The following is a 12,230-nucleotide window of genomic DNA, read 5'->3' as shown; positions in this document are numbered from 1 at the left end:
ACAGACCTTATAGAATCGAATCTTTCAATTCCCGTTATCACTGTTACGGGAATCGAGTCGTTCTTATGTGAAGGATGCTCCATCTGTAAGTATCTACTAGACAGAAGGGCATAAGAAGAGAAGAGGTGACCTAAGTGAAGACAGTTTATTTTACGGACAAAGGGAAAGTGCGCCAGTTAAATGAAGATAGTGCCGGCGTATTCGTGAATCATCATGGAGATCATTTAGCTGTTGTAGCAGATGGGATGGGAGGCCATAGAGCGGGTGACGTTGCAAGCGAACTGACCATCTCCATCCTGAAGGACTTATGGGAGAAAACTGAGAAATTTCACACCGCCGATGAAGCTGAAAATTGGTTAAAATCAACTATTAACGAAGTAAACAAAGAAGTATATACTTATTCACAATCCAATTCTGAGTGTGAGGGAATGGGGACGACACTCGTCGGGGCCATTTGCACCTCTTTATTTGCGACAATCGTGAATATTGGAGACAGCAGAGGCTATATTCTGAACGAGAATGGATTTCACCAACTTACTGAAGATCATACCCTTGTGAATGAATTAGTCAGAAGTGGAGAAATATCAAGGGAAGATGCAGAACATCACCCAAGAAAAAATGTGATACTTAGAGCAATCGGAACGGAAGCTTCGATTACGATGGATATTAAAACGATTATGTTTGAAGAGGAAGATGTCATTCTTCTATGCTCAGACGGTCTATCTAATAAAGTCTCTGAAAAAGAAATGAAAGAGGTATTAGCGCAGGATCGCTCTCTTCAAAATAAAGGGGAGTCGCTCGTTCATTTAGCCAATGAATATGGCGGTGAAGATAATATTACCGTAGTAATTGTCGAGTTTGCCGCTGAAACGGAAAGCGGGTGATAACATGATGGAAGGTAAGCGCATCAGTGGGCGTTACAGAATTATTAAACTGATCGGCGGCGGTGGGATGGCCAACGTCTATTTAGCGCACGATGTGATTCTTGATCGTGAAGTGGCCATCAAAATGCTCCGGATCGACTTTGCCAATGAAGAGGAATTCATTAAGCGATTCCAACGGGAGGCCCAATCTGCCACTAGCCTTGCTCACCCGAATATCGTGAGCATCTATGATGTAGGGGAAGAGGACGACCTTTATTATATCGTCATGGAATATGTCCATGGCATGACGTTAAAGCAGTACATACAACAGCATTCGCCGGTGAATGTAGACAAGGCAATCGATATCATGAGGCAGCTGACTTTAGCCATGTCTCATGCCCATCAAAATCATATCGTTCACCGCGATATAAAACCTCATAATATTCTTCTGGACGAAGAAGGAAATGTGAAAATTACGGATTTCGGTATTGCTATGGCGCTCAGTGCGACGTCCATTACACAAACCAATTCAGTTCTTGGATCGGTCCATTACCTGTCTCCAGAACAGGCAAGGGGCGGCATGGCGACAAAAAAATCAGATATCTATTCATTAGGTATCGTCATGTTTGAATTATTAACGGGCAGACTCCCTTTCTCTGGAGAATCAGCCGTATCCATAGCATTGAAGCATCTGCAATCGGAAACCCCATCCTTGAAAAGGTGGAATCCTACTATTCCCCAGAGTGTGGAGAATATTGTGTTAAAAGCCACGGCCAAAGACCCATTCAGACGATATGAAAGCCTTGAGGAAATGGATGTGGATCTGACTTCAGCCCTGGACCCTGATCGTATGAATGAACCAAAATTTGCAGTTCCCCTTGACGACGAAGCTACAAAAGCGATCCCTGTCATTACGGATCAAAAGGCATATTCTAATCTTGATGATACGATCGTACATCAGACCAATACCGATATCGTGCAAACCAAGCCGACCCCTCCTGTTAAAAATGGTAAGAAAAAGGACAAGAAAAAAGATAAAGGCAAAAAGGCGAAGAAGGACAAGCGCAAAAGAAAATGGCCGATCATCATCATCAGCTTGTTCTTCTTGTTGATTCTATTGGGGATTGCCGCATTTACGTTGGTGCCTGGGTTGTTGGGTCCGAAAGAGATTGAGGTTCCCGATGTGGCGGGCAAAAACACAACTGAAGCCGTTTCAATGATTGTTTCAGAAGGGTTTGTTGTTGGCGAAACCAAGGAGCAGTCAAGCAATAATGTTCCTGAGGGTGAAGTGATCAAAACAAATCCTAAAGCAGGCAGGATGGCGAATGAAGGTTCATCAATTGATATCTATGTCAGTACAGGTAAAGAAAAGGTAGAAGTAGAGGATTATGCCGGAAAGAATTTTGATGAAATAGTATCGGAACTTGAGGATAAAGGTTTTACGATAGAAAAGGAAGAGGAATTTAACGAAGATGAATCTTCTGGAACTATTATCGATCAGGATCCTTCCCCAGGGGATGAAGTCGTACCTGAAGAGACGACAATAACCTTTACAGTAAGTAAGGGCTCAAAGCCATTCGATATGGAAAATTTAGAAGGCTATACGAAAGCAGAGCTTAATCAATATGCAGACCTAAAAGGTTTAAAGATTGAACAAAGACCGGAAGAATTCTCTGATACTATAGAAGCTGGGAAAGTAAAATCTCATGATCCATCACCAGGTACCCCTACTTTTCAAGGGGAAACAGTTTATGTAACAATGTCAAAAGGTCCGGAGCCACAAAAGGAAGAAGAATCACCTCCTAAAGAAGTCACATTAAAAATTATGGTTCCATATACAAAAGAAGACGGAACTCCGCAACCAGTTGAAATTTATATTGAAGACATAGATAGTACCTATGAGGAACCTGATCAACTTGATGGCATAACAAAAGACACCGAGTTTACTCTCTCATTTCAGTTAGAGGATGGTAAGAACGGTAAGTATAAAATATTGAGGGATGGTCAGGAAATTGACTCTGGGACTGCGGAATATCCTAAAGAAGAATAAATTTCACCTTCCAAAGGGCTGTACCCGGGTTTTTCATGAACCTACGGGACAGTCCTCTTATTTTCCTTTATAATGGTTATGATACATAATGGAGATAGCTAAATAATTCAGATAAATGTTTTGGAATAGGAGGTTTCGAATGCCTGAAGGAAAAATCGTTAAAGCATTGAGTGGATTTTACTATGTCCTTTCAGAAGGCAGCGTTACACAATGTCGCGGGAGAGGGAATTTCCGCAAAAATAAAATCACCCCGCTTGTTGGTGATTATGTAGAATTTCAAGCAGAAAACAAAACCGATGGGTACATCTTAAAGGTGCATGATCGTAAGAACGAATTGGTGCGCCCTCCAATCGCAAACGTCGATCAAGCTATATTGGTCTTTTCAGCAAGTGAACCGGATTTCAGTCCGGCGCTGCTGGACCGTTTTCTAGTGCTAGTGGAGAGCAAGGAAATCGAACCGCTTATCTGCGTGACCAAAATGGACTTAGTGACACGGGAAGAAGCAGAAAAAATTGAACAATATGTGAGCGAGTACCGCTCTTTTGGATATGAAGTTTTGATGACGTCTTCCAAAACAGAACATGGACTTGAAGAGTTTGCTCCGTATTTAAAAGATAAAATTTCGGTGTTTGCCGGGCAGTCCGGAGTGGGGAAATCGTCCCTTTTGAACGCAATGAAACCTGAGTTGGAACTGAAGACGGCGATGATTTCTTCCCACTTGGGACGAGGGAAACATACAACACGACACGTGGAACTCATCGATATCGAAGATGGATTAGTGGCGGACACGCCAGGCTTCAGTTCACTGGAGTTTTCAGAGCTGGAAATAGAGGAACTGCCCCGATGTTTTCCGGAAATGGTGGAAGCATCCAAAGAGTGTAAATTCAGGGGATGCCTTCACATCAATGAGCCTAAATGTGCCGTGAAAGCCGCCGTGGAAGGCGGGCAGATCCCTCCTTACCGGTATGATCACTACTTAACTTTTCATAAAGAAATCAAAGAAAGAAAGCCGAGGTACTAATCATGAAAATCGCACCATCCATTCTATCTGCCAATTTTGCCGAGCTGGGAAAAGAGATTCTAGATGTGGAAAAAGGGGGAGCGGACTATATCCATGTAGATGTCATGGATGGTCACTTTGTACCGAATATAACACTTGGTCCTATGATCGTAAGTGCGATCAGACCCCTGACAACATTACCTCTAGACGTACACTTGATGATTGAAAAACCAAGTCAGTACGTCGAAGCTTTTGCCGATGCTGGAGCTGATTATATCACGGTCCACGTAGAAGCAGATCCGCATCTGCATAGAACGATACAGATGATCAAAAGCAAAGGGGTTAAAGCGGGCGTCGTCCTGAATCCCGGAACTTCTGCAGAAGTGATCAAACCGATCCTGCAGGATGTTGATATGGTTCTCTTGATGACCGTGAACCCTGGATTTGGTGGTCAGTCTTTCATTCCATCCGTTGTTCCTAAGATTAAACGAATCCGGGAGTGGGCGATGAAAGTTAATCCGGCTCTTGAAATAGAAGTAGACGGGGGCATCAACCCTGAAACAGCAGCAATTTGTGCAGAAGCGGGTGCAGATGTGTTTGTTGCGGGATCTGCCATCTATAATAAGCCCGACCGCAGGACAGCAATTGAAGAATTGAAGAAAGCACTCGTTTAAACGGTAACAGGCTGATCCTTTTAGGGTCAGTCTGTTTTTATAAAAAAGGGGAGTCGAGATTATGGAAATCAATATTGTTGCAGGCGGTCCGGAAAGATACATACCCGAGTTGAAAGCCTACTCAAGTGAAATCACCAAATGGATTGGTGTGGACCGAGGGGTATATTTTTTAATGGAACAACATATCAAACCCTGGGTAGCATTTGGGGATTTCGATTCTGTAAGCTCGAAGGAACTGGAGGAAATTACGGGAACAGTACAGGAGGTCAATCGATTCCAGCCAGAGAAGGACGAAACGGATCTGGAACTTGCACTCAATTGGGCAATAGAACAGAAACCGGAGAAAATCAACATTTTTGGTGCTACTGGTGGAAGACTGGACCACTTTATGGGCAACCTTCAATTATTGATGATGCCGAGCCTCTTAGAAAAAGGCATCCCTGTGGAAATCATAGATGTCCAGAATCGAATATACCTGGCGAAATCAGGGGAACATTCAGTTGCCGAAATCCCTGAATACCAATACATTTCCTTTGTTCCCGTTACTGAAAACGTTGAAGGTATAACCCTCACAGGTTTTAAATATCCTTTAAATAATCGGAATATTCCAAGAGGATCCACACTATGTATTAGTAATGAACTTATACAATCATCTGGTACTTTTTCCTTTTCAAATGGCATATTAATGGTGATAAGAAGCAGTGATTAATGCTTCTATCGACCAGACAGAAAAGAAGATGTACTTAACTGAAACTGCTTGAATAGACTGAACTGTTGTCAAGCGAAACATTACGTTCTTTAGATTGTGGGGAGGGACTTTAAATGCGCTTTTATACAATTAAATTACCGAAATTCCTGGGTGGACTTGTGAGGGCGATGTTAGGGACGTTCAAAAAAGAATGACTGGTTTGTTGGAGATGGCATTGGTGCCATCTTCTTTTTTTGTAAGAGATGGGTGATGTTGAGGTGATCTCTATTTTCAATACTGTTTATGATTTTCCTTACCATAAGATGTCCCACCCTTTATAGAAGATCCAGCAAAAAATAAGCAGAATTTTTCCGGCAATTTATCAGCTATGATGCTTAACCAGATCTCCCAACCTAGAAGGTGGTGCCCCTCTTGAACTTGTCGGGCATACCCAAGCCGCCTCCGCTTTTCTGGGTGTCCAGCTCCGGCGGCTAGAGGCTCGAGGTCATAAGCCAAATCAACCAAAAAGGCAAAGAGCGCCTTTCCGGTTGCTTCGTCTTATGCTTGTCGCCTCTACCCAAGCCGCCTCCGCTTTTCTGGGTGTAAAGTATTTTTTCTTGAAAGGTTTTAATTGTAGTATTGCATTATAGAAAGTTGTGTGATAAATTATTAAAGTATCTTTATGATAATAAGCGAAATGTGGAACTGAAATTAACTTCAGCTTCTTGTTAGTGAGGAGGGAATATATTATGGCAAAACAATGCGTAGTAACAGGCCGTAAAGCAAGCTCAGGTAACGCTCGCTCTCACGCAATGAATGCGAACAAGCGTACTTGGGGTGCAAACCTGCAAAAAGTTCGAATTCTTGTAGACGGAAAGCCTAAGAAAGTATGGGTTTCTGCAAGAGCGTTGAAATCTGGTAAAGTAGAACGCGTATAATACTTAAAATGGAAAGACGCCTCATGCAGGCGTCTTTTTTCATTCTTCAAATATTCCAATCAGTATTATGGGAGACGTATACTCTTGGTATAGAATGATTAATCTTTGAATAATAAGGAAAAAATAGAGGGTAAACCCAACAATTGAAGCTTGAGATAATAGTTTAGCTTTCAAAAACAGCATACTTATAGTAAAATGTTTTTAGCCAAGCATGTAATTAAAGGGGGAAAACATTCCATGTCCATCGAATTAAAAACGCAGTACGGACAAATTGATATTACGAATGATGTCATTGCAATGATTGCTGGAGGTGCAGCGGTGGATTGCTACGGAATTGTTGGAATGGCTTCAAAGAACCAAATTAAAGACGGTTTCACAGATATCTTACGTAAAGAAAATTTCACTCGCGGAGTGATTGTTCGTCAAGATGAAGAGGAAGTACATATTGATATGTATATTATTGTGAGTTATGGTACAAAAATTTCTGAGATTGCCCATAATGTACAATCCAAGGTTAAATATACTCTTGATAAGACCGTCGGCTTGGCGGTAGATTCAGTAAATATTTTTGTGCAGGGGGTTCGTGTCACGAACCCGTAGTGAGGAGGAAGATTCGTGTCGATTACATCTTTGGAAGGAAAACGTTTTGCCCAGATGGTGATACAAGGTGCCACTCAATTATCTGCCAACGCGCAGCTGGTTGACGCGCTCAACGTTTTTCCTGTTCCTGATGGTGATACTGGAACAAATATGAATTTATCAATGACTTCTGGAGCAAAGGAAGTCCAGAACCATATTCAAGATCATATCGGAAATGTGGCTACTGCCCTTTCGAAAGGGTTATTAATGGGGGCAAGAGGTAACTCAGGTGTTATCCTATCCCAATTGTTCAGAGGCTTTGGTAAAGCGATTGAAGGGAAAGAATCCTTATCGAGTGCAGAGTTTGCCAACGCACTTCAGACAGGTGTAGAAACGGCTTATAAAGCGGTGATGAAACCTGTTGAAGGAACGATTCTAACGGTTGCGAAAGATGCTGCACGAAAAGGTGTGACGGCAGCTGAAACGGAAACGGATTTCGTTAAGGTGATGCAGGCAATCGTCGATGAAGCACAGGCTTCATTGAATCGTACACCTGATTTACTTCCTGTATTAAAGGAAGTGGGAGTAGTCGATAGTGGTGGACAGGGACTTCTATTTGTTTACGAAGGTTTCCTGGCTGAGCTCAAAGGTGAAAAAGTATCCAGTCAGTCATCACTTCCGTCCATGAATGATCTTGTCAGCGCTGAGCATCATAAAGCAGCCCAGGATTTCATGAGCACTGAAGATATTGAGTTTGGTTATTGCACGGAATTCATGGTCCGATTCGAAGAGGATAAACAATCTTTCATAGAAGAAGACTTCCGTCAGGATTTGAGTGAATTCGGTGATTCACTGCTCGTTATAAATGATGATGAGTTGGCTAAAGTACATATCCACTCTGAACAGCCTGGTGATGTATTAACGTATGGTCATCGATATGGAAGTCTCATCAATATCAAGATTGAAAACATGAGACAACAGCATAGCAGCATTGTAGGGGAGTCCAAACCGGTCAAAGCTCCTGCAAAGACCAAGGAAGTCGATTTTGCCATTATTACCGTATCAATGGGTGAAGGGATAGCCGAGTTATTTAAGAGTATCGGTGCCACTGCTGTGATTGAAGGCGGACAAACGATGAATCCGAGTACGGAGGATATCGTGAAAGCCGTTGAAGAAGTCAATGCCAGGAAAGTGATCATCATGCCGAATAACAAGAACATCATCATGGCTGCTGAGCAAGCCGCTGAAGTTCTTGAAATGGAAGTGGCTGTCGTTCCAACGAAGACTGTTCCTCAAGGCATGGCGGCATTGCTTGCTTTCAATCCATCAGCTACGGTTGAAGATAACAAGCAGGTAATGACGGAAGCTTCCAGGCAGGTCAAAACTGGTCAAATCACATTTGCTGTCAGAGATACAACAATTGATGGTGTGTCGATTGCAAAGGATGACTTCATGGGAATATCAGAAGGTAAGATTGTCGTCTCTGATTCTGATCGCCAAAGATCTGCTGAAATCTTATTGGAAAAAATGCTGGATGAAGACTCTGAAATACTGACCATTCTCTATGGTGAGGATGTAACACAAGGAGATGTTGAGTCTCTCAAAGGACATATAGAAGAGCATTATGAAGATGTCGAAGTGGAAGTTCATAATGGTAAACAGCCACTTTACTCCTATATATTCTCAGTTGAATAAGGAATGAAGCGAGGGGGCAGCTCTATAAAGAGTTTGTCCCCTTCATCTATGTTAGAATGGTAGTATAGATAAGATGCTTAGATTGGGGGAAATGCGATGAAATACAAAAGTGTATTCGATATTATCGGTCCAGTTATGATTGGTCCATCCAGTTCTCACACAGCCGGTGCCGCAAGAATTGGCAGAGTGGCAAGGAATTTGTTTCGGAGAGAACCAAAATGGGCAACGATCTCCTTTTACGGTTCGTTTGCCAAAACGTACAAAGGGCATGGAACTGACGTTGCCATTGTAGGTGGTATCCTTGACTATGATACATTTGATGAGCGAATCATCGAATCGATCAATGTAGCCAAGGAAAAAGGGATAAAGATTAAATTTCAAGAAGAAGAGGCTTTGACGGATCATCCGAATACGGCTAGGATCCGCATGGGAGATGACCAGGGAGAAATAGAGCTGGTCGGTATTTCCATTGGTGGAGGGAAAGTTGAAATCATCGAATTGAACGGCTTTGAGCTTAAACTTTCAGGACATCATCCAGCGATACTTGTGGTACATGATGACCGGTTCGGAGCGATTGCCTCTGTTTCCAACATCATTGCCAAGCACCAATTGAACATTGGCCACATGGATGTTTCCCGGAAAGAGAAAGGTCAAATGGCCTTGATGACCATTGAAGTCGATCAGCCGATTGATGAGGCTGTCATCAAGGAATTGAGCTCTTTGCCGAACATTACCCAGGTAACACGGATTTCCGATTAAACAATTACTATAATGACAGCGTTTACATGAGGCGAGGAGGTTATTGAAATGTTTCGAAATGTAGCAGAGTTGGTTGAACTTGCTGAAAATCAAAATAAGAAAATATCTGATATTATGATTGAACAGGAAATGGAGTTTACAGGTAAAACCTTTGAACAAGTATACAGCCAGATGGAGAAGAACCTGGAAGTAATGGAGCAGGCAGTAGCGAGAGGTCTTGAAGGTGTCAAATCCCATTCAGGATTGACTGGTGGTGATGCAGTATTACTGCAGAAATATATTGATACAGGACGTTCACTTTGCGGGGAAACGATATTGGATGCGGTCAGTAAAGCTGTAGCAACAAATGAAGTGAATGCAGCGATGGGAACCATTTGTGCAACACCTACTGCAGGATCTGCGGGGGTAGTGCCGGGAACCTTGTTTGCTGTAAAGAACAAGCTGAATCCCACAAAAGATGAAATGATACGCTTTTTATTCGCATCCGGCGCCTTTGGCTTCGTTGTAGCAAATAACGCATCGATTTCAGGTGCAGCCGGCGGTTGCCAGGCAGAGGTTGGATCTGCAAGTGGAATGGCTGCTGGTGCCATCGTTGAAATGGCAGGAGGTACGCCTAGTCAGTCAGCAGAAGCAATGGCGATCACGTTAAAGAATATGTTGGGTCTCGTTTGTGATCCTGTTGCGGGTCTAGTAGAAGTACCATGTGTGAAACGCAATGCCATGGGTGCTGCCAATGCGATGGTTGCAGCGGATATGGCTCTCGCTGGCATTACTAGTCGGATTCCTTGTGACGAAGTGATTGATGCTATGTATAAAATCGGTCAAACAATGCCGGTGGCTCTGCGTGAAACGGCTCAAGGGGGGCTGGCGGCTACGCCGACCGGTAGAGAGCTTGAAGCAAAAATCTTTGGGGTTTCCCTGAGTAAACGTGAAGACTCGTAATGAAGAACTGACAATCCAGAACATCAAGGGGATTGGTGAAGAAACAGCTTTACAGCTGAATGATATGGGGATATTTTCTATTCTGGATCTGTTGGAATATTTACCCTACCGCTACGAGGATTACAGACTTAGGGACCTGGAAGAAGTTACCCACGATGAGCGGATCACGGTGGAGGGGAAAGTTCATTCTGAACCTGCATTGATGTTTTATGGCAGAAAGAAATCCCGGTTGACCGTGAGGATCCTTGTGGGCAGGAATTTAGTGCAAGCTGTGTTTTTTAATCAGCCTTATTTGAAGAAGAAAATCAATCTTCATGATACGGTAACTGTGACAGGTAAATGGGATAAAAACAGACAAATCATAACAGTCCAGTATTTCCAATCTGGCCCTCATGACAAACAGGGTGATTTTGAACCCGTCTACTCATTGAAGGGCACGATGAAAAACAATACTCTCAGGAAATTCATCAAGAAGGGCTTCCGTGAATACAGCAATATGATCAGTGAGAATCTCCCGAACCATTTGTTGGAAAAATATAAGCTTTCAAGTCGAAAATATGCCTTGTATCATCTTCACTTTCCGGATTCCACCGAAGATATGAAACAGGCGAGAAGACGATTTGTGTATGAGGAGTTCCTGTTGTTTCAATTGAAGATGCAGGCATTGAGAAAGTTTGAAAGGGAACATTCTTCCGGTATACAACAGCATTACGATTTGGATAAGCTCAAAGCATTCATTGAATCTTTGCCCTTTCCATTGACAGATGCGCAGAAACGGGTAGTGAATGAGATATCAGCAGATATGAAATCCCCTTATCGGATGAATCGTCTCCTCCAAGGGGATGTGGGGTCCGGTAAGACAGTTGTATCTGCCATTGCCCTATTTTCCAGCGTAACAGCAGGATATCAGGGTGCCTTGATGGTACCGACGGAAATTCTGGCGGAACAGCATGCGAACTCCCTTAGCGAACTGCTGTCGCCCATGGGGCTTTCCGTCGCCCTTTTAACAAGCTCTGTAAAAGGAAAGAAGCGGCGTCTATTACTGGACAGATTGAAAGAGGGCGAAATTGATATACTCATTGGAACCCATGCACTCATTCAGGAGGATGTCGAATTCAAACACCTTGGTCTCGTTGTCACCGACGAACAACACCGGTTTGGTGTCAATCAACGGCGGGTCCTCAGAGAAAAAGGGGAGAGCCCTGATGTATTGTTCATGACTGCTACACCGATTCCAAGGACACTTGCCATCACTGTATTCGGTGAGATGGATGTCAGTATCATCGATCAGATGCCTGCGGGCAGAAAGGCGATTGAAACCTATTGGGCGAAGGCAGATATGTTACCAAGGGTGCTTTCATTCATGGATAAAGAATTAGATCAGGGACGACAGGCTTATGTGATTTGTCCGCTGATTGAAGAGTCTGACAAACTGGATGTGCAGAATGCCATTGACGTTTATAATCAATTGGCCCACTATTTCGAAGGTCGATACAAAGTCGGACTCATGCACGGAAGGCTTCATCCTGAAGATAAGGATGGAGTCATGCGGGAGTTTAGTTCGAATCATCTTCAAGTGCTTGTTTCCACTACTGTTGTCGAGGTCGGTGTGAATGTGCCGAATGCGACATTTATGCTCATCTATGATGCAGAACGATTCGGATTGAGTCAGCTCCACCAGCTGAGAGGACGGGTAGGGCGGGGAGAACATCAATCGTATTGTATTCTCCTTGCTGAACCGAAGACCGAAGTCGGGAAAGAACGAATGAAAATCATGACCGAAACGAATGATGGATTTGTTCTTAGTGAGAAAGACCTTGAGCTAAGGGGGCCAGGTGATTTCTTCGGCAGAAAACAGAGCGGTATGCCGGAGTTTAAAGTGGCCGACATGGTGCATGATTACCGGGCTTTGGAAGTCGCGAGGGACGATGCTGCTACTTTGATACAATCAGATCATTTCTGGCATGATCCCGAGTTTGAACCGCTCAGGAAGTATTTAGCCGGGTCAGGAATATTAGAGGGGGAAAAGCTGGACTAGAAAG

Annotated in this window: 12 protein-coding genes; all 12 read left to right on the top strand. The window is 43.3% G+C overall.

The genetic code is table 11. The features are described 5' to 3' along the window. Nucleotides 1–134 precede the first annotated feature (134 nt). Nucleotides 135–884 (top strand): Stp1/IreP family PP2C-type Ser/Thr phosphatase, encoded by a 750-nt coding sequence (locus tag JI667_RS05040; RefSeq protein ID WP_206850979.1) that lies wholly within the window; start codon nt 135–137, stop codon nt 882–884. Between the two features lie 4 nt (nt 885–888). Beyond that, nucleotides 889–2,913 (top strand): Stk1 family PASTA domain-containing Ser/Thr kinase, encoded by a 2,025-nt coding sequence (gene pknB / locus JI667_RS05035; protein WP_206850978.1) that lies wholly within the window; start codon nt 889–891, stop codon nt 2,911–2,913. Between the two features lie 139 nt (nt 2,914–3,052). Then, nucleotides 3,053–3,934 (top strand): ribosome small subunit-dependent GTPase A, encoded by an 882-nt coding sequence (rsgA, locus tag JI667_RS05030; RefSeq protein WP_206850977.1) that lies wholly within the window; start codon nt 3,053–3,055, stop codon nt 3,932–3,934. Next, nucleotides 3,934–4,587, top strand: a complete 654-nt coding sequence (gene rpe / locus JI667_RS05025; protein WP_206851168.1) for a ribulose-phosphate 3-epimerase — start codon at nt 3,934–3,936, stop codon at nt 4,585–4,587. Before rsgA ends, rpe begins: the two co-directional genes overlap by 1 nt. Nucleotides 4,588–4,648: 61 nt before the next feature. Next, nucleotides 4,649–5,296: a thiamine diphosphokinase gene (locus JI667_RS05020; RefSeq protein WP_206850976.1), complete on the top strand. Its 648-nt coding sequence runs from the start codon at nt 4,649–4,651 to the stop codon at nt 5,294–5,296. 113 nt (nt 5,297–5,409) lie between these two features. Next, nucleotides 5,410–5,490, top strand: coding sequence for a stage V sporulation protein SpoVM (spoVM, locus tag JI667_RS05015; protein ID WP_032088878.1), 81 nt, complete (start codon nt 5,410–5,412; stop codon nt 5,488–5,490). Between the two features lie 534 nt (nt 5,491–6,024). Then, entirely contained in the window at nt 6,025–6,213 is a 189-nt protein-coding gene (gene rpmB, locus JI667_RS05010; protein ID WP_034755741.1) for a 50S ribosomal protein L28, read from the top strand. Nucleotides 6,214–6,450: 237 nt separating this feature from the next. Next, a complete protein-coding gene (locus tag JI667_RS05005; protein WP_034755738.1) occupies nt 6,451–6,813 on the top strand; it encodes an Asp23/Gls24 family envelope stress response protein in 363 nt (120 codons plus the stop codon). Between the two features lie 15 nt (nt 6,814–6,828). Next, entirely contained in the window at nt 6,829–8,487 is a 1,659-nt protein-coding gene (locus tag JI667_RS05000; RefSeq protein WP_206850975.1) for a DAK2 domain-containing protein, read from the top strand. Between the two features lie 96 nt (nt 8,488–8,583). Next, nucleotides 8,584–9,246, top strand: a complete 663-nt coding sequence (gene sdaAB / locus JI667_RS04995; RefSeq protein WP_206850974.1) for an L-serine ammonia-lyase, iron-sulfur-dependent subunit beta — start codon at nt 8,584–8,586, stop codon at nt 9,244–9,246. A gap of 48 nt (nt 9,247–9,294) precedes the next feature. Then, complete coding sequence (gene sdaAA, locus JI667_RS04990) at nt 9,295–10,188, top strand: L-serine ammonia-lyase, iron-sulfur-dependent, subunit alpha (protein WP_206850973.1); 894 nt, start codon at nt 9,295–9,297, stop codon at nt 10,186–10,188. Next, nucleotides 10,175–12,226 carry an ATP-dependent DNA helicase RecG gene (recG, locus tag JI667_RS04985; protein ID WP_206850972.1) on the top strand — a complete coding sequence of 684 codons (2,052 nt, stop codon included), beginning with the start codon at nt 10,175–10,177 and terminating at the stop codon, nt 12,224–12,226. Before sdaAA ends, recG begins: the two co-directional genes overlap by 14 nt. Nucleotides 12,227–12,230: the final 4 nt, after the last annotated feature.

Origin of the sequence: Bacillus sp. NTK074B (assembly GCF_017303375.1) — a bacterium.
Taxonomy (GTDB): Bacteria; Bacillota; Bacilli; order Bacillales; family Bacillaceae_B; genus Rossellomorea.
The sequence above is the reverse complement of the archived record's forward strand: the minus strand, read 5'-3'. Positions and strand labels throughout refer to the sequence as shown.